Raw genomic sequence first — 22,210 nt, forward strand, 5'->3', positions numbered from 1 at the left:
ATATATGTGTGCAGAGTACACCGTGATGCATGCAGACGAAGATCCTCCTTGACGAGGGGGAGATGCCGAAACGTTGGTACAACATCCAGGCAGACCTCCCGACGCCCATGGACCCGCCCCTTCACCCGGCTACCGGGAAACCGGCGGTTCCCGACGATCTCCGCCACCTCTTCCCGATGGAACTGATCCGGCAGGAGATGAGCACCGAGCGCTACATCGATATCCCCGAAGAAGTCCGTGATATCCTGACCCTCTGGAGGCCGAGCCCGCTCTACCGGGCGAGAAGGCTCGAGGCGGCCCTGAAGACCCCGGCGAAGATCTACTTCAAGTGGGAGGGCGTGAGCCCGCCGGGTTCGCACAAGCCCAACACCGCCATCCCCCAGGCCTACTACAACCGCGAAGAGGGGATCGAGCGGCTCGCGACCGAGACCGGGGCGGGGCAGTGGGGGTCGTCGCTCGCGTTTGCGACGAGCCTCTTCGACATGGAGTGTACCGTCTACATGGTCCGGTCCTCTTACGACCAGAAGCCCTACCGCAAAAGCATGATGCAGGTCTACGGCGCCGAGTGCATCCCGAGCCCGTCGGAGAAGACCCGGTCCGGCCAGGCCATCCTCGCCCGCGACCCGGATACGCCGGGCTCCCTCGGGATCGCCATCTCCGAGGCGGTCGAGGACGCGGCCGCCCACGAAAACACCAACTACGCTCTCGGCTCCGTCCTCAACCACGTCTGTCTCCACCAGACGATCATCGGCCAGGAGGCAGAGCAGCAGCTCGCGGCCGTGGACGCCTACCCCGACGTGGTGATCGGGTGCGTCGGCGGCGGGAGCAACTTTGCCGGCCTCTCGTTCCCGTTTGCGGGGGCGAAGATGACCGGGAAGCACCCCGATATCGATATCGTCGCGGTTGAGCCTTCCGCCTGCCCGACCCTGACGAAGGGGCTCTATGCCTACGACTTCGGGGACGTCGCGGGGCTGACCCCGCTCATGCGGATGTTCACCCTCGGCCACGACTTCGTCCCGCCGGCGATCCATGCCGGGGGGCTCCGCTACCACGGGGCGTCGCCGCTCGTCTCCCGGCTCGCCCGCGACGGGATCGTCCGGCCGGTCGCCTACCGGCAGAACGAGGTCTTCGAGGCCGCGGTGCTCTTCGCCCGGACGGAAGGGATCGTCGTCGCGCCCGAGGCCGCCCACGCGGTGAAGGCCGCGGTCGACGAGGCGCTCCGGTGCCGGGAGGCCGGGGACGCGAAGACAATCCTCTTCAACAACTCCGGGCACGGCAACTTCGATTTCTCCTCTTACGAGGCCTACTTTGCAGGAAAGCTCGTCGACTACGAGTACCCGGCCGAGCTGATCAAAGAGTCGCTCGCCCGGCTGCCGGTGACGGGGTGATGCCGGTGGACTGGACGGCGCTCCAAGAGAGCTGAACACGACCCCGGGATACGAGGAGGCCGCCGCCGCGGCGGACGCGAGCGGCCGGCCCCTTCTCGTCCCGGTATATGAAGAGATCCCGCTCCCCGCGGCATCGCCGGCCGCCCTCTATGCCTCCCTCCGGGACGGCCCGGGGTTCCTGCTCGAGTCGCTCGAGGGGAGCGCGAAGGCCGCCCGTTACTCGTTCATCTGCACCGCCCCTGCCGCGACCGTCGCCGTGGCCTCCGACGGCACGCTGACGGTCTCCGGTAATGCGCACATCCGGGAGGTCGCCGCCGGCGTCGAGGGCGAAGACCCCCTCGATGCCCTCCGGTCGTTCATGGGCCGGTTCCGGGTCGCCGCTGCGCCGCTTCCCCGGTTCTCCGGGGGGCTTGCCGGTTACTTCTCCTACGACCTCGTCTCGTCCCTCTACCCGGTTCCCCGGCCGGGGGGAGCCGAAGAACCCGTCGCCCGGTTCATGCTGGCGCAGGACTGCCTCGCCCTCGACCACAAACGAGAGCGGCTCGCGGTCGTCGCGAACCTGCTCGTTGTTGACGGGACCGATGTGGAGGAAGAGTACGCCCGGGTCGGGACAGCGATCGCGGAACGAATCGCCCGGATTCGCGATCTCCCGCCGCCGCTCCCGTGCGAACCGTGCAGGTCCGGCGTCCCGGCGTCGTCCTGCAGCCCGGACGAGTTCTCGGACGCGGTCCTCCGGCTAAAAGAGCATATCACGGCGGGCGACGTCTTCCAGGCCGTCCTCTCCCGGCGGCTCGCCTGCCGCATCGAGGGCGACCCGTTCGCCGTCTACCGGCGGCTCCGGACGGAAAACCCGAGCCCCTACATGTACTACCTGGATTTCGGCGACCGCCAGGTCGCCGGGAGCAGCCCCGAGATGCTCGTCCGGGTTGAGGACGGCCGGGTGATGACCGTCCCGATCGCCGGTACCCGGCCGCGGGGGCGGACCCCGGCGGAAGACGACCGGCTCGCGGCCGAGCTCCTGGCCGACGAGAAAGAGCGGGCGGAGCACGTCATGCTCGTCGACCTGGCAAGAAACGACGTCGGCGCGGTCTCCGCCTTCGGGAGCGTCTCGGTGAAGGACTTCATGACCGTCGAGCGGTTCTCCCACGTCCAGCACATCGTCTCCACGGTCTCGGGCACGCTTCGCCCGGGGTGCGATCGGTTCGATGCCCTCCGCTCCTGCTTCCCGGCGGGAACCGTCTCGGGGGCCCCGAAGGTCCGGGCGATGCAGATCATCGGCGAGACGGAGGGGCTCCGCCGCGGTATCTATGCCGGAGCCGTCGGTTATGTCGGGTTTTCCGGCACGATGGACCTTGCAATAGCCATCCGGACGGTTCTGGTGCAGGACGGCGTCGCTTCCGTCCAGGTGGGGGCGGGGATCGTGGCCGACTCCGACCCCGGCCGGGAGTGGACCGAGACCGAGAACAAAGGGCGGGCGATGCTTGCGGCGCTCGGCGCGGAGGTGGAGTGATGCGGGTGCTCGTCATCGACAGCTACGACAGTTTCACCTTCAATCTCTGTCAGCAGATCGGGGTGCTCGGGGCGGAACCGGTCGTGGTGAAGAGCGATACGCCGTTCGAACGGATCCAATCCGAATCGTTCGACCGGATCGTCCTCTCGCCCGGGCCCGGGCATCCCCGGGATTCCGCCCTCTACCGGGAGGTCCTCGCGACGATCAGCCGGACCGTCCCGACGCTCGGGGTCTGTCTCGGCCACCAGGCGATCGGCCTCGCCTTCGGCGCCCGCATCACCCGGGCGGACCGGCTGATGCACGGGAAGCGGTCGCTCGTCCGGCACGACGGTGCGGGGATCTACGCGGGCGTGCCCGCCCCCCTCGTCGCGACCCGCTACCACTCGCTCGTCATCGACCCGGCATCCGTCCCGGACTGCCTCGCGGTGACCGCCACGAGCGACGACGGAACGGTGATGGGCGTCCGGCACCGGTCGTTCCCGATCGAGGGGGTGCAGTTCCACCCTGAAAGCATCCTCACTCCCGAGGGGGACCGGCTGGTGGCGAACTTCCTCTCCGGCGCCGGGTCCTGCGGAGCCGGAGCCGGCCCGGCGGGACCAGGGGTCCCGCTCGGCACGGGAGGCGCGGCATGATCCGCGAGGCGATCGCCCGGGTCTCCTCGGGCACGGACCTCTCCCCGGCCGAGGCGGGAGGGGTGATGGAGGAGATCATGCGGGGCGCGGCGACACCCGCCCAGATCGGCGGGTTTCTGACGGCGCTCCGGATGAAGGGGGAGACCGTTATAGAGATAGCGGCGTTCGCCCGGGTGATGCGGGCGGCGGCCGTCCCGGTCGCCCTCCCGGCTCCCGCGGCGCGGGTGGATACCTGCGGTACCGGGGGCGACGGCGCCGGGACGTTCAACATCAGCACCGCGGCCGCCTTCGTCGCGGCCGGTGCGGGCGTCTCCGTCGTGAAGCACGGGAACCGGGGGGTTTCGAGCCGGTGCGGCTCGGCCGACGTCCTCGAGGCGCTCGGGGTCGACGTCGCGACCCCGCCCGAACGGGTGGCGGACGTCCTTGCGGCGGCCGGGATCGCGTTCCTCTTCGCCCCGGCCTACCACCCGGCGATGCAGTACGCCCGCACCGCCCGCGAGGATATCGGGATCCGGACGGTCTTCAACCTCCTCGGCCCCCTGACGAACCCGGCGGGTGCGGGAGCCCATCTCCTCGGCGTCTACGATCCCCGCCTGACCCTTCCGGTCGCCCGGGTCCTCGGCGATCTCGGGGCGGAGCGGGCGATGGTGGTCCACGGTGCGGGGCTCGACGAGATCGCGACGGCCGGCCCGACGACGGTCGCGGAACTCCGGGGCGGCGGGGTCACGACGTATACCCTCGACTGCACGGAGTTCGGGATCCCGCGTTCGTCCGTCGCGGCCATCCGGGGCGGCGGGCCGGAGGAGAACGCCGCGACCCTTCTTTCCGTCCTCGCGGGCGAGGAGGGCCCCGCGCGGGATATCGTCCTCCTCAACGCCGGGGCGGCGATCTACCTCGGCGGCAAGGCCGGCGACATCGCCGGGGGCATCACCTGCGCCGAGACGTCGATCGACTCGGGGGCGGCGCTCGACCGGCTCCGCCGGTTGGTCGGGGCGACCGGAGGCGGGGCATGATCCTCGACGAGATCGTCAGGTCGACCGGCGAGCGCCTCCGGCACCTCGACCAACCGGTCGATCCCGACCCCCTGCCCCGCCGGAGCCTCGCAGCGGCGATACGCGTCTCTTCCGGGAGGCACGCGGTCATCGCCGAGGTGAAGTACGCCTCCCCGTCGCGGGGGAGGATCCACGAAGGCTGCACCCCCGAAGCGATCGCCCGGGAGTTCGTCGCCGCCGGGGCCGCCGGCCTCTCGGTGCTGACCGAACCCACCTATTTCGGGGGGAGCACCGGGTACCTCGTCCGGGTGCGGCGTGCGGTATCCGTCCCGGTCCTCAGGAAGGACTTCATCATCGACGAGCGCCAGCTCGGCGAGACCCGGGCGCTCGGCGCCGACGCCGTCCTCCTGATCGCCCGGGTGCTCGGCGACCGTCTCCCCGCGTTCGTCGACGGGGCGCTCGCGCTCGGGCTCGAGCCGCTCGTCGAGGTCCACGACAGAGACGAGATGGAGCGCGCTCTCGCGACGGATGCGACCCTCATCGGGATCAACAACCGCAACCTGGCAACGATGACGATCGATCTCTCCACGACCGTCCGCCTGGCGAGAGCGGCCCGCGATGCGGGGCGGCTCGTGGTCTCGGAGAGCGGTATCACGTGGCCCTGCGACGTCCGGAGCCTCTCCCGGCACTGCGACGCGTTCCTGATCGGATCCGCCCTGATGTCGGCCCGCGACCGGAAAAAAAGGCTGGAGGGGTTCGTATTCGCGTGAAGATCTGCGGGATGACGAGCGTTCGCGACGCACTCCTCGCCGTGGCGGCCGGTGCCGACGCGATCGGCGTGGTACTCGCGAGCCCCTCCCCGCGTTCGGTGACCCCTGAAGCGGCCCGTGAGATATTCGCGGCGGTTCGGCCGTTCGTGGCCACGGTCGCGGTCACCTCGACCGACCGGCCCGAAGACGTCGCGGCGCTTCTCCTCTCGCGGCCGGACGCGGTCCAGGTGCCGGGCGATCTGGAACTCCCTCCTGATGCGGGGGTGCGGGTCATCAGGATGCTCTCTCCCGGCGACGCTCTCCGGGACGACTGCGATGCAGTGATCGTCGATGGCAGCCACGGCACCGGGCGGGCGTTCGACCCGGAGTATGCCAGAAGATGCGTGGCCGCCTCCCCGGTGCCGGTCATCCTCGCGGGAGGCCTCACCCCCCACAACGTCGCCGACGCGATCCTGGCGGTCCGGCCGCATGGGGTCGATGTCTGTTCAGGCGTCGAGGCGGCGCCGGGGATCAAGGACGAGCGCCTCGTGCGGGCGTTCGTGAAGATATGCAGGATGATGGACAACCCATGAAACCAGGACGATACGGTATATACGGCGGGCAGTACGTGCCCGAGACCCTGATGAGCGCGCTGATCGAACTCGAGGAGACCTACGAGCGGGTTCGCGAGGACCCGGAGTTCTCCCGCCGGCTCTCCTGGTACCTCCGCGAGTACGCCGGGCGGGAGACGCCGCTCACTTACTGTTCGAACCTCTCCCGCGACCTCGGCTGCCGCGTCTACCTGAAACGCGAGGATCTCCTCCACGGCGGTGCGCACAAGCTGAACAACACCCTCGGCCAGGCGCTGATGGCGAAGTTCATGGGCAAGCGCCGGCTGATCGCCGAGACGGGAGCCGGACAGCACGGCGTCGCGACGGCGATCGCGGGCGCGGCGCTCGGTCTCCCTGTCGAGGTCTACATGGGCGAGGTGGATACCCGCCGCCAGGCATTGAACGTCTTTCGGATGGAACTCCTCGGTGCCCGGGTCGTCCCGGTCGTTTCCGGGACGCGGACGCTGAAGGACGCCATCAACGCGGCGATGCGCGACTGGGTGGCGAACCTCGGGGAGACCCACTACCTGCTCGGCTCCTGCGTCGGCCCGCACCCCTTTCCCCGGATCGTCCGCGATTTCCAGTCGGTCATCGGCGAGGAGACGAGAAGACAGATCCTTGAGAGGGAAGGTCGGCTCCCCGACACCGTCGTCGCCTGCGTCGGCGGGGGTTCGAACGCGATCGGCATCTTCTACCCGTTCGTTGGCGACGACGTTGCACTGGTCGGCGTGGAAGCGGGAGGCGAGGGGCTCGATTCCGGCCGACACGGGGCCTCGCTCTCTGCCGGTTCGGTCGGGGTCTTTCAGGGGGCGCTCTCCTACCTTCTCCAGGACGGCGACGGCCAGGCGCTCGAGACGCACTCCGTCGCCGCGGGCCTCGACCACCCCTCGGTCGGGCCGGAGCACGCCATGCTGAAGGACTCCGGGCGGGTCCGCTACGAGGCGGTCACCGACGCCGAGGCACTCCACGCCTTCCGCCGTCTCTCCCGCACCGAGGGGATCATCCCGGCGCTCGAGTCCGCCCACGCGGTCGCCTACGCCCTCCGGGCGGCGGACGATCTCGATAAGGACGGCATCCTCGTCGTCAACCTCTCGGGGAGGGGGGATAAAGACGTCGCCGACGTCGCGAACCTTCACGGGGGCGTCGCATGAGCCGGATCGCCGGCCTCTTTGCCCGGAAGAGCCCGGTCTTCATCGGGTTCACCGTTGCCGGAGACCCCGGCATCGAGGCGTCGCTCCGGGTGGCGAAGGCGATGATCGATGCGGGCGCCGACCTCCTCGAGATCGCCGTCCCCTATGCCGACCCGGTGGCGGACGGCCCCGTGATCGAGCGGGCGCATGTCCGCGCCCTCCGGGCAGGCACGACTGCGGACGACGTCTTCGCCCTCGTCCGGCGGATCAGGGGATATGCGCCGGCGCTCCCCCTCGTCCTCTTCACCTACTATAACATCATCCACCGCCGGGGACCCGACCGGTTCTTTGCGGAGGCCGCGGCCTCCGGCGCGGACGGCGTCCTCATCGTCGACCTCCCCGTCGAGGAGTCGGACGAGGTCGCGCCCTACGCCGCCCGGCACGGCATCGACCGTATCGCTCTCATCGCCCCGACGACCTCGCCGGAACGGCAGCACACGATCCTTTCCGGAGCATCCGGGTTTGTTTACCTGATCTCGCTCGAAGGGGTGACCGGCGAACGCGACCACCTCCCCCCCGGCCTCGCCGGGCTGGTCGGCGCGGTGCGGGAGAAGACCGGCCTTCCCCTCGCCGTCGGGTTCGGGGTCTCGCGCCCGGAGCACGTCCAAACCGTCGTCGCCGCCGGCGCGAACGGCGTCATCGTGGGGAGCGCGCTCGTCCGGCTGATCGAGGAGCACGCGGGCGACGAGGCCGGGATGCAGGATGCCCTCCGGGCGGCGATAGCCACCCTCCGGCGCGGGCTCGTCCCCGACCCCGAACCTGATATACCCTGATGGGCAAGAATAGAGAGGTGGGTTCCGTAGTGATGAAATCTCACGCGAAGTCGCGAAGCCACGAAGTCTGGTGGGTACTGATAGTCTCCTTCGCGTTCTTCGCGGCTTCGCGTGAAACAACGGGAGCTGGCTGATCCTGGAGCACTGCTTCATCCAAACCCGGGTGGTAACCAATTGACGCGAAAACGGGGGTATGATCTCTGACAGAAAGTTTTCTACAGAGTAGGGTGATGAAAAAGGCCGTCGGGTTCCTGGTCAACCCCGTCGCCGGGATGGGCGGCGCCGTGGGGCTCGCGGGGACGGACGGGCAGGCGGCCGAAGCCCTCCGGCGCGGCGCCGTGCCGCGCTCTGCCGACCGGGCGGTGCAGGCCCTCTCCACCCTCCGGGGTCAGGATATCGAGTGGTGCACCTGCTCGGCGCCGATGGGGGAAGACGTCCTCGCAGCGGCCGGGCTCGCCCGCTCCACCGTTCTCTATCACCCGAGTGTCCCGACGGGTGCGGCCGACACAAAGGCCGCGTGCCGGGCGTTCCTCGATGCCGGGGTGGACCTCGTCGTCTTCTGCGGCGGGGACGGGACGGCCCGGGACGTCTTCGACGCGGTGGGGCGGGAGGTGCCGATCCTCGGCATCCCTGCCGGAGTGAAGATGTACTCGGCGGTCTTTGCGGTCAACCCGGCGGCGGCGGCCGACCTCGTCCGCCGGGCGGGGGAGGTTCCCTGCCGGGACTCCGAGGTGATGGACGTCGACGAGGAAGCCTATCGCTCGGGCCGTCTTACCGCCCGGCTCTACGGCTACGCGTGCGTCCCCTATATCCCGGAGCGGACCCAGGGAGGGAAGCAGGTATTCGAGCAGCAGGACGAGGAGCGGGCGAAGGAGGATATCGCGGCGTTCATCGCCGAGATCATGCTCCCGGACACCCTGTATATCATCGGTGCCGGGAGCACGACCGCCCGGATCATGGAGCGGCTCGGGCTTCTCCCCACACTCCTCGGGGTCGACGTCGTCAGGAACGGGGAGGTCCTCGCCCGCAATGCCGACGAGCGGACGCTGCTCGCCCTCCTCGAAGAATACCCGCGGGCGAAGATCGTCGTGAGCCCCATCGGCGCCCAGGGATTCGTCCTCGGGAGGGGGAACCAGCAGATCAGCCCCGCGGTGATCCGGAAGGCCGGGCTACGGAACCTGATCGTGGTCGCCACGCCCGCTAAACTCGCCGCAACACCCCTCCTCTACGTCGACTCGGGAGACGCAGCGCTCGACCGGGAGGTCGGGGACTCGCTCCAGGTCGTCTCCGGCTACCGGATTGCGCAGCGAAAGCGGGTCGTCCAGATCAATTGACGCAGTCTCGGCCTTCTTCTCGCGCGAGTACTGCTCGGCAAGTTTGCGAAGATCCCGCACCTTGGCGTTCGCCGCCTCGATGATCGAGAGGACCTCGAGGTAGCGGCTGTCCGCGAACGCGCCCTCCCTCTTGAGGCTCACGAGCTGCTCGCGGTAGCGCTCATTGATGGCGCGCTGGAGTTCGACGTCCCGGCCCCGGAGTTCCGCGACGGTCACGTCGAGAATCCTCGGGAAGAGGAGCCCGAGCCCGACGATGTTCTCGTCGAGAATCCGGTAGACGCCGTTCGTCTTCTTCACCAGGGTGGGGGAGACGCCGTTCCCCGACATCCTGCGGAAGAACTCCCCGAGGTCCGCCCCGAGGTCGCCGAGCCGCTCGATCTCGTTCGACATCCGCACCAGGAAGACCACCTCGGTCGCTTCCTGATCGGAGAGTTGCCTTTTAGAGATCGTCCGGAGCGCCTGCTCAATCCTCTGATCCAGGTAGTTGTTCAGGCTCTTGAGCCGCTCGACCATCTGGTAGTCCGCCTCCTTTGAGGTGGCAAGGTAGGTCATCGCCGCCCGGAAGAGGTCGAGCGTGACCTCGTGGGCGTGCCTGAGCTCGTTCCGGATCACCTCGAACCCTGCTTGCGTGTCGTCTGGGATGCCCTCCTCGAGGTGGCGCGTCCGCATCAGGATCTCGGGCTCGTTCCCGGGCACCGCCCGTTCCACGAGCTGCCCGAACCGCCCGATGAAGAGGAGGAAGACCGCCGCCGCGATCAGGTTGAAGACGAGGTGGGCGTTCGCCACCATCTGCGCTTCGGTTCCGCCGATCGCTGTTACGAGTTCGGCGAACGGCACGAGGAAGGGCAGGATCAGGAGCACGCCGCCGAGGTTGAAGATGAAGTGGGCCGCCGCCGCCCGCCGGGAGTGGAGGTTCATCCGGGCGGAGGCGATCAGGGTCGTCGTGGTCGAACCGATGTTTGCGCCGAGCAGGATGGGGATCGCCTGCGGGAGGGTGAGCAGCCCCTGCTGGGCGAGGACGACGACGAGGCCGGTGGTGACGGAGCTCGACTGCACCGCGGCGGTGAAGAGGAACCCGATCAGTACGGCGAGCGGGAGGGCCGAGTACTCTGCAACAAGCGCGATGATCGCGGGATCGCTCTGGAACGGCGCGAGCGCCGTGGAGATGAGGTTTAAGCTGAAGAGGACCAGGCCGAAGTAGAAGAGGGGTTTACCCAGGAACCGGTAGCGCCGCCCGAAGATCCCGACGAGGAACCCGATCGGGATCAGCACCTGCCCGAGGGCGGTCATATTGAAGGCGACGAGCTGGGCGGTGACGGTCGTGCCGATGTTCGAGCCGATGATGACCCCGAGGCTCTGGAGGAACGAGAGCGTCCCGGCGTTGACGAGCCCGATGGTGATGATCGTGGTCGCCGCGCTCGACTGGACGATGGCGGTGACGACGGCGCCGATGAGTGCGCCGACGACCGGCCGCGACGTCAGCCGCCCCAGGAGGTTCGCGAAGCTGCCTTTCGCGACCGCGAGGATCTCCCGCGAGAAGTTCTCTATCCCGTAGAAGAAGAGGATCAGGCCGGGTATGATGGCGAATAGGAGTTCCCACGGGACCATTGCTGTTCAGGGAGTATGGAGTCGCCGCCCTCAAATACCTCTCTAAATAGTTCCCTGGACGTACATCCGGTTCACGGGAACGGCGATGAAGTAGGCCGCGGTGAGGGCGAGTGCGATCGAGGTTCTCTCCGGTGCTGTTCTCATCCCTCCTCCTCGGCGTACCCCTCACCCCTGGACGGGGGCGGCAGTCAGGCGGAGAGCGGCGTAGAGTATGGTTGCGGCGAGCACGCACTCGAGGTAGAACCCGAAGACCCCGAAGGCGGAGAAGAGCAGGCTATACGCGGGGGTGCCCGCCGTGAGGGGGAGGGCGCTCATGATCCCGTCGAAGAGCCACCCGAATACCGGCACGCTGTCCGCGACGAGCGGGGGGGCGTCGCCCCGTTCCCACTGGCCCGGGTTTATCAGGAGGGCGAAGACGAACGGAACTGAGGCTGCAACGGCGACGAGCATCGCCTGCCGCTCTCTCCGGACCGGGACGGCGCCCGGGATGAGCGGGAGGGGCGTCGCGGCTCCCGCGACCGCAAGGGTGACCATCACGAGGACGAAGACGGGGAGGACGAACGGTGGCGCCGGTCCGACGATCCCGGAGACGGTTCTGGCGGTACCCGCCCAGATCACGCATGCGACGACCGCAACGAGCGGGGGGATGGCCGGCGAGAACCGGCTCCGGGGGGGCGAGGCGATGATCTTACCTGACATACTGCACCGTTCTCGACACGGTTCGGCTCCCGTGTCCTGGAAATCTGCGGGAAATGTCGACGTCCCTCTATAAACGATTTCTGTCACGATCGTCTACACGTCGGGGCGCTTCAATCCGTTTTGTTCCCGGAAAGGCGGTAGAAGGGGTATCTCGATGCGGCTCTTCCACCGCGGCAGAACGGTCAGTCCGGCTGCTTCTCCCGGCACCGTTTGCTCACGATCTGCACGATGAGGCTGCCAAACAGCAGGATGAAGAACAGGTACCGGGCAAGGGCGCCGGGCCGGCCGTGCAGGATTATATCCTGGTAGTAGTTGACCGCGAGGACAGCTACGGCAAGGGCGAGGAGCAGTTTCCACAGGAGCGACAGGTAGTTGCAGTTCATGTTCGCCGCCGGTTATACGATTCCCACCGCGCGATGGAGGTAGTACGCGAGCACCACGCCTGTCGCAAGAGCGACGAAGACGGCCCGGTCCTTCGACTTCTCGTGGAAAATCCATACGCCGAAGTAGGTCGAGAGGCAGAACCAGGCGAGGAGCAGCAGGCCGGCAAACGGAACCTCCAGGAGGACCACCCAGGAGAAGAGGATGAGCGGCGAGAGGGCGTAGACCGCCGATTTCATCGTCTGCTCGAACTCCCGGTGGACGTCGACGAAGAGCAGGAAGAAGTGCTCGACGAGGCTGACGGCGAGGAGGGCGACGGCTCCGGTTATCAGGCCCTGCGTCAGGGTGACAAGGGTGCCTGCCGCGATAAACCAGATCCGGTGCGTTCCGTCAATCTTCGCCGCCTCTCCCGTAAGGAGGGGCAGTACCATGAATAGGACCGATGCGGCGGCGACGATCGCGAAGTAGAATATGAGGTCGTCGCGCAGCGGTTTTTCGTTGAGTCTCTGGAAGACCCGCCGGGGGCCGGTGATGATTGTTTCCGGTGATATATCTCCTGGCATGCTCTTCTTCCCTGGACGGCGCACCTGCCTGTCTGGTTCCGGTATCGATGAAGGAGAAATCGATGTACTCCTATAAACGTTCTCTGTCTGAATCGTCTACACGTCGGGTCACGGTTGGTTGAAGAGAGGCAGCCGGTGCCCGTTATCGCTCTGACACTATGCAGGGCCGGGAGGTGGTATAGCCCCCATTCATCCTTCGTCCGGGTGAGGGGAGCTTGTTTTTACCGATGGGCGGCCTGAAAATCGTTGGTATCAGCGGTGGAGTACTGCCGGGAGGTTCAATCGCCTCTCATGGACGGTCGATGTGAGCTCGAACCGCCCCTCTCCGGGTTCAAACGGGGAGCAGGATACAGTCAACGTTCCGGAGTTGATCCCTTCTGATTCCTGAGTTGTGCTGTGAGGTATCCCCGCAGGGTCCCAGACCGTTAGGGTGAAGGTGGCTTTCTTTGCGCTGCTTGGCTTATTTTCTTGGTCACTTCTCCACGAGACAGTGAAGGTGCTTGCTTCCATTCCCGTCTCGATCAAGGAGATGATGTTCGAAGAAGTTGTGTTTGCCCCGAAGTCGGCCGACCCCTCGCCAAGGAAGAAAACACCACGTGAGTTACTGTCCTGAAAGACGATTTTGCCGCTGGACGTAGTGGTATTAACGGCAACATCCTCCTGGGCGGATGATATCACATATGCCAGAGCACCAACAAGACCTATCATCAGGATGATGATGCACGCTATTTTCCTGTTCAAAAGGTCATCACTCCGCTTTAAAAATAGTGCATCCTAGAGATGTACCTGTTTAGACATAATCGAGGTCGCCAATGTAGGGGCCACCTATCGCCGTCGTCGTATCGAACCAGTTGTGCGTCTCGCACCAGAGTTCGTACTGGGCATCGCCGCTGCCCTGTGAATTGAAGCTCACGCTGATGGTGCCGCTGGTCGCCCAGTCGACCCGCTTTTGGGTAGTGTGCGCCGCGCCCAGAGCATCATAGACCGTCAGGCGGTAGATCGCTCCCTGACCGTCGTTGTCCACATCGTTAACATTACTGTATGTTGCTGTGAAGGTGTTCTGCCCGGCTGGAGCAGTGACTGATCCCACACCGGCCACGCTTGCTGTGTCGCCGTCGCCATCTGTCGACATGCTTCCCAGGTGTATTGTGGCCCGAGCCCCGGCATCATCTGTGCCCACCATAGGGGGTATTTCTCCGACTTCGATGTTCTCCTGATCAGCCTGGGCTGCAGAAGCAACCCCGGCAGATACTGATACAAATAGCATCAGTACTGCCAAAACCGGCAGAAATCTGTTTCGGCTTTCCATTTTCTGTTTCCTCCATTATTACAGCACCGGAGGAGAGAGAACGTACCTATAAGTAAAGGTAATAACAACCCTCCTTTTGCCTCCGGGCGTGCGGGGTCCATCATCCTGTCGTGAACCGCGGATGTGTGGCCCCGCGACTCATGCGAATGCCCGATTCCGGCACCCGCACTGCAACCTCAACCTCGGGCTATTTACCTTTTCTCTCACTTCTCTCTACATGTTCGCTGTCTTCTTCGGAAAGCGGAAGGCTGGATACATCCTGCACGGCCCACGGAACCGGAGAGGGTTCCGGCCGGAACCGGGAGTGCCTGGGCTCCATACTCGGTCCTGCTCCCCTCTGGGCGTGCTTACCGGATATCCATCCGCATGAACCGCGTGTACGCGACGGCGAAGAAGGCGACGGGGTAGATGGTCAGGGCCGCAACGCTCGACCATATCTCGCCGAGCGTATCTTCAAGGGTTGCCCCCGGGGAGTTGCTGATCCCCTGGATGAGGGCGTTGACGGCCATCTGCGGCGAGAAGAGGTTTGCAGCGCTCTCGATCATCTTCATCTGGTCGAGGTACGCCGTAATCTCCACCTGGTAACCTTCCGATTGGGTATCCCCGCCGTATGCGGCGGGGTCGGGCTTTTCCATCATGAGGGCCGTGCCGATATTCGCGGTGGCGAAGGGGGCCAGGAAGACGAGGAGGACGAAGACAACCACCGAGAGGAGCAGGGCGCTGCCGCTCTCCCGGCAGAGGGTGGAGAGGGCGAGCGCGATGGAGAAGAACGTCACGAGGAAGAGGAGGGTGACGCCGGCATAGGTCAGGATCATCCACAGATCGCCGGAGGCGGGCACGATCGAGAAGACGAGGAGCAGCGCGGTGGATATAGCGAGCACGCTCCCGACGACGAGGGCCAGCAGCGCAACGCCCCCGAGCGCCTTGCCGTTGATGATCTCGTCCCGGTAGACCGGGTGGGAGAGCAGGCTTTTGAGCGACCGGGACTCCTTCTCCTTCGAGACCAGGTCGAACCCGAGCGCAAGCGCAAGGAGGCCCCCGTAGGAGACCAGCGTCCGGAACACCGAGGAGTAGATGCCCTCGACCGGCGGTTTTGCGGGCATCATCCCGGCCGGTCCGTCATTCTGGTTATCCATCGTCGCCAGTTGCTGGGCATACCGGTCCAGGTCTCTCTCGTAGCTCCCGACCCCGCTGTAGGTTCCCACCAGGGCGATGGCGAGGAACAGGGCGAGGATCACCAGGAACCGCCAACCCGTGATCTGGTCGGCAAACTCTTTTTGGGCCACGGTGAAGACCCGTTCCGCCGTCATGTGTTATCACCGGTCAGTGTACATACATCTATCTTCATGCTCGTTCTCCGTCCGTGGTCGCAAGAGTACCGCAGGTCCGTGACTATACGCGGTATCGCCCCTTAAGTGACAACCGAGGTTTTTCCGCCGCCCGGAACAGGCAAGGGTTAATCAGATGCACTTCCACGGGCGTTGCCGTCTTGAGACTGGATCGTTACTCCATATACCTTTTCTCTCACATTCCTCTACACGTCGGGGCGTGAGAGGAGTGGATCCGACCAGTGGCCGTGGTAAACCGACGATACTCTGCACCGGTCACTTTTCGGAAACTTCAAGCCCGGCCGGTCCCATACTGACTTTAACCACGCCGGTTCCATCGGCCCGGAACTACCATGAGACGACCGATCCTTGCCGTTATCGTCGGAGTAATAACTGTCTACGCCTGCATGCACTTCTTCGTCCTGCCGGAGGCCCCGGACGTCACCCGTATCGAGAATATCACCCATCTTGAGTCCCCGGCATACCATCCGGCCATCCTGGACCTCTGGGAGATCGCCGTCGATAGCACCGGCGTCGAGAACGAGTCGGCGAGACTGCTGCGACTGGAGACCAACATCGCCGGGGACGGCGCGATTCGGGTGATATGGTTCTACTTCTACGGTGATAAGGACGGTGAACAGCACGGCTACGAGGCGTATGTGGGGCCGGGCGGAATGGTATCGGCTAAATCGCAGAAGTTCAATTTTTCCGTGCAGGGGGTGCACCCCCTCGAACTCTTGCGGGAGGTCGACGCTATCGCCCTGGAGGATATTCCCTCCCGGGACCGGGGTATGAGGCTTCTTGTGAGCGTGAACGCGTACGGGGACCACTACAACGAGACCCGGGGAAGGCTCTACGAGGTCTCGGATGGAATATTCCGCCCGGTGAAAGAAGTGACGTTCGGCCCGGACGCGCGCTGGTACACCATCACGATCACTCCCCACCGGAGCCCGGGATCCCCGCCATCTCCAGAAGAGGTTCTTATTGCGTTCACCCGGCAGGATCTCGCAGCGGCCGAGTCCGTAGCCTACGGATAGGTGAGCGTCGAGAACCGGGACTCGTTCATCGTCTCCGGCCCAACCGCCCCCGGGTGACCTAACCGGTTGCGTCTGCGCCCCTGTCCGCCCGGGATACGATATCCCGCCGGGGGAAATAGCGCACCATCCTCCCGTCCCTCTCGCTCCGTACGGCACCGTCCCGGATGAGCAGCGCCATATGCCAGGTCACTGATGCGCCGGAGATCCCGAGCGCGGATACGACCTCTTTTCGCGCCATTCCCGGGTCCTGTGCAAGGAGATCGAGGATCTGCTTTCGTGTCCCGTTGATGGGATAGCCTTCTCCCTCACGGGCCGTCCTGCCGTTCGTGTAATACCGTAACTGCCCGTGATCGCGCTCAGCTACTATCTGTCCGGTCTCGCAGAGGGTTGCAAGGTGGTACCGGAGCGTTCCAATGTTAACCCCCAGCCTGCGTGAGAGGGAAGCGTGGTTGATCCCGGGGTTCTCCCGGATGCAGAGGTATGCTGCACGGCGGGTGTCGTGTTCAAGAACGTTCTTTCTGGAGATCCTCCTCTGGCCAAGAATAAGCCATACGGTTACTGATATGAGGAACTGGACCGGGAGGAAGAGCAGGGGTGCGGTCATGAAGACGAAGTCGAGCAGGAGCAGTTTGGGCGGCACGTTCCAGATATATAGTGGGGCCGGATCGTCCGGTATCGTCTCCGGAAACTCCCCCTCACTTGATATGGTGCCAGTAGCGCTCCCCGGGGCGATTATAAGCAGGAGGGCGATAAGGAGCAGTGCGCCCCTTGCGAGAGGGAGTTGATGCCGCATTAAAAAGATCAGGTGACCGGGAGTATAAAAACGGTGCTATTCTGTTATCCCCCCATCGCACACCTCTGCGTGCCTTCGGGTAGCCGGTCCCCTCCACAGTCTGGGCCCGGTATCGACCGATGCAGCAAACGTCCCTGATTGACTGCGGCGAATTTTCCGGAGCAAAACGAACGGATCCGGCTCGACGTGTAGAGGGGCTGGACAGAAATCGTTTATAGGGGAACGTTGAGTTCTCATGCATAGATCCCGGAAGACGGGCCCACCCGGCCGGGCGGTGGTGAGGAGATGGGCGGGCGACGTAACAATGCCAAAAAAACCGTACTGAACCTATTGATAGCGGTCACCATCCTTGCCGTGGTGGTCTTCCTGCTCTTCCTTGGTCCTGCATTCGTCTCGACGACCATGCCGAACGACTCCTATATGATCGAGATCACCGGTCTCTCCGGTCTTGCCGTGAACGGCACCGCCACGGTCATGATCCCGGTCCCGGCGAACGCGAAGGGCGAGCTGGTGATCTTCGAGGCGTCCAGCGCTCGCCAGCCCGCCGGGTGGCGGACGGCGATCCGGGAGACGCAGTACGGGAAGATGCTCGCGTTCACGACGACGGAGGACTACGCGCAGGATATCTTCGTACCATCCGGCGAGTTCGAGACGAAGGAAGAGCCGCGGCTGCTCGTGCCGGTCCTCGCAACCCCGGACAACGCGAGCGTCGCCGAGTTCACCCGGAGCTCGGGCGGTACCTACACCACGGTCGGCTTTCTCGACGGCTTCGTCCCGCCGGAGAACGCCACATCGATCTCGTTCGACCTTGAGTACCAGGGCGGCGGCGGTGTGAAACATCTGATCAAAGAGAATATCTGGACGGCGACGGTGAATACGGCTGTTCCGAGCACAACGTCGGGATTTGTTCCGGTTCCGGCAGGATACCATGTTATTGCCGGGGGTATCAATCTATAATGACCGACTCCGGGAGAGAAGATCTCCATCGATTGAAACGTATGCTCGTTGACGGCAAAACTCATGCAGCCCGTAAAATGGCGATATCTCTTGCTCTTTTATCCCTCATCGTCCTCACTGCCGTATCGGGGTGCCTCTCGATCGACGCTGTCGCCGACCGTCATGCTCTCTCCGTCACCCGAACCGACGCCGCCGGTACCGAGATCTGGCACACCGCTTTTGATGGAGGGGGCGACGAATACGGCACCGTCCTGTTGCCGGTTTCGGACGGCGGCCTGCTTGTCGGGGGGTCGGTCAAACAATCTCCGGGAAGCGAAGAGCACGCCCTGCTGCTCAAGATCGCGGAGGACGGCCGGATCGAGTGAAACCGGTCGTTCCCGACACGGTATGGCGTTGAGGCAGTCGTCTCCCACCCTGACGGCAGTTTCACCGCAGGGACGGGTGACGGGTCTCTCTTCCGGGTGGCCGGCGACGGGACACCCGTCTGGAGCAGCCCGGTTTCGGAGTCCGTGCCTGGAGTCTCCGGTCTGCCGGATGGAGGTATCATGGCTGCAGGGAGCCAGCACGAGAGGGATGTCTGGGTGGCGGTCGTGAACGATACCGGGTCGCTGCTCCGGGAAGAGACCTACCCGGATCTCGGACGGGGGCGGGCTCTCGAGGTCGCTTCGGCGTCGGACGGGGGGTGCATCGTTGCAGGGACGACGGATAGCCACCCGCTCTGGGTGATGCGGCTCGATGGAGAGGGCAACGTCATCTGGACCCGCACCTTCGAGGAAGGCCCTGAGTTTATCGGAGTCATGCTTCACCATGTATATTCGGTGCGAGAGAAGCCGGACGGTAGCGTGGAACTGCTCTATAAGGTCGGCCGGGCCCTGAAAGGAGAGGAAGCCGGAGGATCGGTCACGGTCGACCGAACCCTCGCCCGGGACGGCTCTGATGTGAGCGTAACGGAGTTCTATATGCCCTGCCCGGTTGTCCGGGCCTCCGGCGGCGGTTACGCCTGTGCCTCCCTCGAGAGTTCCGAGGGCGACGGTTACACCATGGGGAACCATCTCGGGTCGCCGATTCACGTGATGAAATGTGACGATCGCGGTGAGATTGTCCGGGTCAGTACCGGCACGGAGGCGGAGGTGGATATCGTCACGGATATCGTGCAGACCCCGGATGGGGGGTTTGCGATTCTTGGTGGGTCTACGAAGACCTGAACCCTCAAGATCTCGTATGCTCTCCCGATGCCGGCCGCCATCACAACCTTTATAGTTAGGTCAACCCAAACTAATGGGTATCAACCATGGCGGCGAGACATGAGCACCTGTTCGAAGTGTTTGATCGCCTGATCGCCATCAAGAACGAATGCTCCTCCGAGATCTTCTCTGAATGCGGGCTTGCCGACGTGACGGTGAAGCAGGTCGCCTACCTGAAGACGATCGACGAGCACGGCGACGTGACGTTCAGCGGTCTTGCCGAGATCACCAGGAACTCGAAACCCACCGTGACGGAGATGGTTAATCGGTTCGTCCGGATGGAGTGCGCCTACCGCCAGAAGTCCCCCGACGACGGGCGGGTCACCTACATCCGGCTGACCGAGAAGGGCCGGATGCTGGCAAACGCCGAGCGGAACGCGCTCCACCGGATGGTCGAGAGGATGGTGCGGACGCTCGATGAGAACGAAGTGGATCTTCTGGTGGAGATCTTGAAGAAGGTCGGATGATTTTTTTGGCCGGCCATATTGTTAGGTAAATGCGAACTAAACAATCCGGAGTCACCATGCACTCACCAGAACCAGACACCAGCAGAGAGCACATTGTCATACCGCTCTTCGAGACCGTGGTCTACCCCGAGACCCGGACGAAGCTCCAGGTCGAGACGGCCGTCGGAGAAGCGCTGATCGCCGCCATGAAGAGCGACGGGTCTGCATACGCGGTCGGGCTGACCGCAAAGGGCGGGGCAGAGTCCCCCGGGGAACCGGCCGACGCGCTCTACCCGACCGGGAACCTTCTTGCGATCGCGCACGTACAGCCTGCAGACGACGGCTACCTCGTCTTTGCTCACGCAACGCGCCGGGTGAAGGCCGTAACCCTCTCGGAGAAGGGCGGGCAGTACTACGCCGTCTGCGAACCGCTCCCGGACGTGCCGGACCTCGACGAGGATGCCCGGGCAGAGATGCTCGGGCGCGTCAAAGCGGCCGTCCATGAGATCAGCGGCAACTTCCAGGGCTCCGAGCAGTTCACCCGGCCCGTCGACAGGATGGAGTCCGTCGACCAGATCATGGGTTTCGTCATGCCCTTCCTGCCGATCGATGTTGCCGAGAAGCAGTCGCTCCTCGAGATCGTCTCCGTCCGGGAGCGCTACACCGCGTTCCTCCGGATCCTGGTGAACCTGAACGAGAGCATCAACCTCCGGATCGAGGTGGCGAAGAAGGCTTCCGAGAAGGTCGGGAAGGCGAACCGCGAAGCGATGCTCCGCGAGCAGCTCCGGGTGATCCAGGAGGAGCTCAACGGCTGCGACGGCTCGTCGGGCGAGGAGAACTACCGGGAGCGGATCGAGCGCTCGACGATGCCCGAGGAGGTGCGCAAGAAGGCCTTCGCCGAACTGAAGAAACTCGAGTCGGGCGGGAGCCAGCACCACGAGAGCCAGGGGATACGGAACTACCTCGACCTCCTGCTCGATCTCCCCTGGACGGTCGAGAAGAAGAGCATCGACATCGAGGAGGCCCGCCGGGTGCTCGAGAGCAACCACAACGGCCTCGAGAAGGTCAAGGAGCGGATCGTCCAGCATCTCGCGGTCATGAAACTCAAGGAGGAGAAGCAGGGCTCGATCCTCCTCTTCGCCGGCCCGCCCGGGACCGGGAAGACGAGCCTCGGACGGAGCATCGCCGACGCGCTGGGGAGAGAGTACGTCCGGATCAGCCTCGGCGGCGTCAAGGACGAGGCGGAGATCCGCGGGCACCGGCGAACCTACGTCGGGTCGCTCCCCGGCCGGATCATCCAGGGGATGAAGCGTGCGGGGGCGAAGAACCCGGTCTTCATCCTCGACGAGGTCGACAAACTCGCCGTCTCGTATTCGGGAGATCCGGCAAGCGCCCTCCTCGAGGTCCTCGACCCCGAGCAGAACAGCACGTTCTCGGACCACTACCTGGAGGTTCCCTACGACCTCTCGGACGTGCTCTTCATCGCGACCGCAAACAGCCTCGCGACGATCCCGGCGCCGCTCCTCGACCGGATGGAGCTCATCGAGATCTCGGGCTACACGAAGAACGAGAAGTTCGCGATCGCGAAAGATCACCTCCTGCCGGAGACCCTCGAGGAGCACGGGCTGACCGCGGATCACCTCCGCATCGAAGATGAGGCCGTCTCGGCGATCATCGACCGCTACACCCGGGAAGCGGGCGTCCGGACGCTCAAGAAGCAGCTTGCCCGGATCGCCCGGCATGTCTCCGCGAAGGTCGTCTCCGGGACGGTCGACCTCCCGGTCGTCGTGACGGCGGAGATGCTCCCGGAGATCCTGGGCCGTGAGACCGTCCGGCCGGACATGGCGCGGAAGGAGAACCCGCCCGGCGTCGTGACGGGGCTCGCGTGGACGCCGGTCGGCGGCGACATCCTCTTCATCGAGGGGACGTTCATGCCCGGCAAAGGGAAACTGACGCTGACCGGCCAGCTCGGCGACGTGATGAAGGAGTCGGCCCAGATTTCCCTCAGCCTGATCCGCTCGAGGCTCGCGGCCATCGCGACCGGGTTCGACTTCTTCGCAAGCGACATCCACATCCACGTGCCGGCGGGGGCGACCCCGAAGGACGGGCCGTCGGCGGGCGTGACCCTCTTTACGGCCCTCGCCTCCCTCGTCACGGGGAGAACGGTCGATCCGACGGTCGCGATGACCGGCGAGGTGACGCTCTCCGGCGCCGTCCTCCCCGTAGGCGGGATCAAGGAGAAGGTTCTTGCGGCGCACCGGGCCGGGATCAGGACGGTCATCCTCCCGCGGGAGAACGAGCGGGATCTCGAGGATGTCCCCGGTGACGTCCGAAGCGATCTTACGTTCGTGACCGTGGAGACGATCGAGGACGTCCTCCGGGAGGCACTCGGGATAGAACTCAACGGGCCGGTTCTGCCGTATGGGGGGAAGAACCGGTGCGTCCCCGCGCACAACCTCTGAAGATCATTCGGGTTCGGGCACCTCCTCTTTTACCCCGCCCCGTGCCTTTTTTTGCTCACCAGGCCCCGTCCGGGGAGCCTATTGGCCCAAAGCGGCCCGACGTGTAGAGGATTGTGACAGAAATCGTTTATAGAGGTACGTCGACCTCTCCCGCATGGACGCCGCGACCTGTCCCCGGAGGTCGCCCGTCACCTAGAGGAAACC

Annotated in this window: 22 protein-coding genes and 1 pseudogene; 15 read left to right on the forward strand and 8 right to left on the reverse strand. The window is 65.0% G+C overall.

Features of this window, described 5'->3' with window-relative positions; translation table 11 throughout:
• The first annotated feature begins 29 nt into the window (after positions 1-29).
• The 9 genes from SZ63_RS07060 (at position 30) to SZ63_RS07100 (ending at position 9,179) form a co-directional block, all read left to right on the forward strand.
• Positions 30-1,388: a TrpB-like pyridoxal phosphate-dependent enzyme gene (locus SZ63_RS07060; RefSeq protein ID WP_048183155.1), complete on the forward strand. Its 1,359-nt coding sequence runs from the start codon at positions 30-32 to the stop codon at positions 1,386-1,388.
• A 31-nt stretch (positions 1,389-1,419) separates the two neighbouring features.
• Complete coding sequence (locus SZ63_RS07065; RefSeq protein WP_048183157.1) at positions 1,420-2,898, forward strand: anthranilate synthase component I family protein; 1,479 nt, start codon at positions 1,420-1,422, stop codon at positions 2,896-2,898.
• A complete protein-coding gene (locus SZ63_RS07070) occupies positions 2,898-3,530 on the forward strand; it encodes an anthranilate synthase component II (RefSeq protein WP_048183160.1) in 633 nt (210 codons plus the stop codon). Before SZ63_RS07065 ends, SZ63_RS07070 begins: the two co-directional genes overlap by 1 nt.
• Positions 3,527-4,543: an anthranilate phosphoribosyltransferase gene (gene trpD, locus SZ63_RS07075; protein WP_048183163.1), complete on the forward strand. Its 1,017-nt coding sequence runs from the start codon at positions 3,527-3,529 to the stop codon at positions 4,541-4,543. Before SZ63_RS07070 ends, trpD begins: the two co-directional genes overlap by 4 nt.
• A complete protein-coding gene (locus SZ63_RS07080) occupies positions 4,540-5,292 on the forward strand; it encodes an indole-3-glycerol phosphate synthase TrpC (protein ID WP_048183167.1) in 753 nt (250 codons plus the stop codon). The genes trpD and SZ63_RS07080 overlap by 4 nt, the downstream gene beginning before the upstream one ends.
• Positions 5,289-5,864, forward strand: a complete 576-nt coding sequence (locus SZ63_RS07085) for a phosphoribosylanthranilate isomerase (RefSeq protein ID WP_082122680.1) — start codon at positions 5,289-5,291, stop codon at positions 5,862-5,864. The genes SZ63_RS07080 and SZ63_RS07085 overlap by 4 nt, the downstream gene beginning before the upstream one ends.
• Complete coding sequence (trpB, locus tag SZ63_RS07090; RefSeq protein WP_048183169.1) at positions 5,861-7,033, forward strand: tryptophan synthase subunit beta; 1,173 nt, start codon at positions 5,861-5,863, stop codon at positions 7,031-7,033. Before SZ63_RS07085 ends, trpB begins: the two co-directional genes overlap by 4 nt.
• Positions 7,030-7,845, forward strand: a complete 816-nt coding sequence (trpA, locus tag SZ63_RS07095; RefSeq protein WP_048183172.1) for a tryptophan synthase subunit alpha — start codon at positions 7,030-7,032, stop codon at positions 7,843-7,845. Before trpB ends, trpA begins: the two co-directional genes overlap by 4 nt.
• 230 nt (positions 7,846-8,075) lie before the next feature.
• Entirely contained in the window at positions 8,076-9,179 is a 1,104-nt protein-coding gene (locus tag SZ63_RS07100; RefSeq protein WP_048183176.1) for an ATP-NAD kinase family protein, read from the forward strand.
• 717 nt (positions 9,180-9,896) lie between these two features.
• Here the strand turns inward: SZ63_RS07100 and SZ63_RS13160 are convergent.
• The 7 genes and pseudogenes from SZ63_RS13160 to SZ63_RS07135 all read right to left on the reverse strand — a co-directional run.
• Positions 9,897-10,787 (reverse strand): annotated as a pseudogene (locus tag SZ63_RS13160) (Na/Pi cotransporter family protein); the annotation flags it as partial.
• A 165-nt stretch (positions 10,788-10,952) separates the two neighbouring features.
• Entirely contained in the window at positions 10,953-11,486 is a 534-nt protein-coding gene (locus tag SZ63_RS07110; protein WP_048183181.1) for a hypothetical protein, read from the reverse strand.
• A 182-nt stretch (positions 11,487-11,668) separates the two neighbouring features.
• Positions 11,669-11,869, reverse strand: coding sequence for a hypothetical protein (locus tag SZ63_RS07115; RefSeq protein WP_048183184.1), 201 nt, complete (start codon positions 11,867-11,869; stop codon positions 11,669-11,671).
• A gap of 12 nt (positions 11,870-11,881) precedes the next feature.
• Complete coding sequence (locus tag SZ63_RS07120; RefSeq protein ID WP_048183188.1) at positions 11,882-12,430, reverse strand: Yip1 family protein; 549 nt, start codon at positions 12,428-12,430, stop codon at positions 11,882-11,884.
• Between the two features lie 252 nt (positions 12,431-12,682).
• Positions 12,683-13,171 carry a hypothetical protein gene (locus SZ63_RS07125; RefSeq protein ID WP_048183191.1) on the reverse strand — a complete coding sequence of 163 codons (489 nt, stop codon included), beginning with the start codon at positions 13,169-13,171 and terminating at the stop codon, positions 12,683-12,685.
• A 49-nt stretch (positions 13,172-13,220) separates the two neighbouring features.
• Entirely contained in the window at positions 13,221-13,739 is a 519-nt protein-coding gene (locus SZ63_RS07130; RefSeq protein WP_048183194.1) for a hypothetical protein, read from the reverse strand.
• Positions 13,740-14,086: 347 nt separating this feature from the next.
• Entirely contained in the window at positions 14,087-15,049 is a 963-nt protein-coding gene (locus SZ63_RS07135) for an ABC transporter permease (RefSeq protein ID WP_048183198.1), read from the reverse strand.
• Positions 15,050-15,420: 371 nt separating this feature from the next.
• On the opposite strand from SZ63_RS07135, the gene SZ63_RS07140 reads away from it, so the two are divergent.
• Positions 15,421-16,104, forward strand: a complete 684-nt coding sequence (locus SZ63_RS07140) for a hypothetical protein (protein WP_048183201.1) — start codon at positions 15,421-15,423, stop codon at positions 16,102-16,104.
• 58 nt (positions 16,105-16,162) lie between these two features.
• Here the strand turns inward: SZ63_RS07140 and SZ63_RS07145 are convergent, their stop codons facing one another.
• On the reverse strand, positions 16,163-16,897 hold the full coding sequence (locus tag SZ63_RS07145; protein WP_048183203.1) for a winged helix-turn-helix transcriptional regulator: 735 nt from the start codon (positions 16,895-16,897) through the stop codon (positions 16,163-16,165).
• A 285-nt stretch (positions 16,898-17,182) separates the two neighbouring features.
• Here SZ63_RS07145 and SZ63_RS07150 point away from each other — a divergent pair, with 285 nt between their 5' ends.
• The 5 genes from SZ63_RS07150 to lon all read left to right on the forward strand — a co-directional run bounded on the left by SZ63_RS07150 (position 17,183) and on the right by lon (position 22,006).
• Positions 17,183-17,854, forward strand: coding sequence for a hypothetical protein (locus SZ63_RS07150; protein ID WP_048183205.1), 672 nt, complete (start codon positions 17,183-17,185; stop codon positions 17,852-17,854).
• 77 nt (positions 17,855-17,931) lie between these two features.
• Positions 17,932-18,219, forward strand: a complete 288-nt coding sequence (locus tag SZ63_RS07155) for a hypothetical protein (RefSeq protein WP_048183207.1) — start codon at positions 17,932-17,934, stop codon at positions 18,217-18,219.
• Between the two features lie 180 nt (positions 18,220-18,399).
• Complete coding sequence (locus SZ63_RS07160; RefSeq protein WP_048183210.1) at positions 18,400-19,059, forward strand: hypothetical protein; 660 nt, start codon at positions 18,400-18,402, stop codon at positions 19,057-19,059.
• Between the two features lie 86 nt (positions 19,060-19,145).
• Positions 19,146-19,565, forward strand: a complete 420-nt coding sequence (locus SZ63_RS07165) for a MarR family winged helix-turn-helix transcriptional regulator (protein WP_048183213.1) — start codon at positions 19,146-19,148, stop codon at positions 19,563-19,565.
• 56 nt (positions 19,566-19,621) lie between these two features.
• Positions 19,622-22,006 carry an endopeptidase La gene (gene lon / locus SZ63_RS07170; RefSeq protein ID WP_048183217.1) on the forward strand — a complete coding sequence of 795 codons (2,385 nt, stop codon included), beginning with the start codon at positions 19,622-19,624 and terminating at the stop codon, positions 22,004-22,006.
• Positions 22,007-22,210 lie beyond the last annotated feature (204 nt).

The sequence above is a fragment of the Methanoculleus sediminis genome (assembly GCF_001017125.1).
Taxonomy (GTDB): Archaea; Halobacteriota; Methanomicrobia; order Methanomicrobiales; family Methanoculleaceae; genus Methanoculleus; species Methanoculleus sediminis.

What these genes read in the sequence shown, in the direction of transcription:
- SZ63_RS07060 (WP_048183155.1), top strand. Translation starts at nt 30, where the DNA reads ATGCAGACGAAGATCCTCCTTGACGAGGGGGAGATGCCGAAACGTTGG.
- SZ63_RS07070 (WP_048183160.1), top strand. Translation starts at nt 2,898, where the DNA reads ATGCGGGTGCTCGTCATCGACAGCTACGACAGTTTCACCTTCAATCTC.
- trpD (WP_048183163.1), top strand. Translation starts at nt 3,527, where the DNA reads ATGATCCGCGAGGCGATCGCCCGGGTCTCCTCGGGCACGGACCTCTCC.
- SZ63_RS07080 (WP_048183167.1), top strand. Translation starts at nt 4,540, where the DNA reads ATGATCCTCGACGAGATCGTCAGGTCGACCGGCGAGCGCCTCCGGCAC.
- trpB (WP_048183169.1), top strand. Translation starts at nt 5,861, where the DNA reads ATGAAACCAGGACGATACGGTATATACGGCGGGCAGTACGTGCCCGAG.
- trpA (WP_048183172.1), top strand. Translation starts at nt 7,030, where the DNA reads ATGAGCCGGATCGCCGGCCTCTTTGCCCGGAAGAGCCCGGTCTTCATC.
- SZ63_RS07100 (WP_048183176.1), top strand. Translation starts at nt 8,076, where the DNA reads ATGAAAAAGGCCGTCGGGTTCCTGGTCAACCCCGTCGCCGGGATGGGC.
- SZ63_RS07110 (WP_048183181.1), bottom strand. Translation starts at nt 11,486, where the DNA reads ATGTCAGGTAAGATCATCGCCTCGCCCCCCCGGAGCCGGTTCTCGCCG.
- SZ63_RS07115 (WP_048183184.1), bottom strand. Translation starts at nt 11,869, where the DNA reads ATGAACTGCAACTACCTGTCGCTCCTGTGGAAACTGCTCCTCGCCCTT.
- SZ63_RS07120 (WP_048183188.1), bottom strand. Translation starts at nt 12,430, where the DNA reads ATGCCAGGAGATATATCACCGGAAACAATCATCACCGGCCCCCGGCGG.
- SZ63_RS07130 (WP_048183194.1), bottom strand. Translation starts at nt 13,739, where the DNA reads ATGGAAAGCCGAAACAGATTTCTGCCGGTTTTGGCAGTACTGATGCTA.
- SZ63_RS07135 (WP_048183198.1), bottom strand. Translation starts at nt 15,049, where the DNA reads ATGACGGCGGAACGGGTCTTCACCGTGGCCCAAAAAGAGTTTGCCGAC.
- SZ63_RS07140 (WP_048183201.1), top strand. Translation starts at nt 15,421, where the DNA reads ATGAGACGACCGATCCTTGCCGTTATCGTCGGAGTAATAACTGTCTAC.
- SZ63_RS07145 (WP_048183203.1), bottom strand. Translation starts at nt 16,897, where the DNA reads ATGCGGCATCAACTCCCTCTCGCAAGGGGCGCACTGCTCCTTATCGCC.
- SZ63_RS07150 (WP_048183205.1), top strand. Translation starts at nt 17,183, where the DNA reads ATGGGCGGGCGACGTAACAATGCCAAAAAAACCGTACTGAACCTATTG.
- SZ63_RS07155 (WP_048183207.1), top strand. Translation starts at nt 17,932, where the DNA reads ATGGCGATATCTCTTGCTCTTTTATCCCTCATCGTCCTCACTGCCGTA.
- SZ63_RS07160 (WP_048183210.1), top strand. Translation starts at nt 18,400, where the DNA reads ATGGCTGCAGGGAGCCAGCACGAGAGGGATGTCTGGGTGGCGGTCGTG.
- SZ63_RS07165 (WP_048183213.1), top strand. Translation starts at nt 19,146, where the DNA reads ATGGCGGCGAGACATGAGCACCTGTTCGAAGTGTTTGATCGCCTGATC.
- lon (WP_048183217.1), top strand. Translation starts at nt 19,622, where the DNA reads ATGCACTCACCAGAACCAGACACCAGCAGAGAGCACATTGTCATACCG.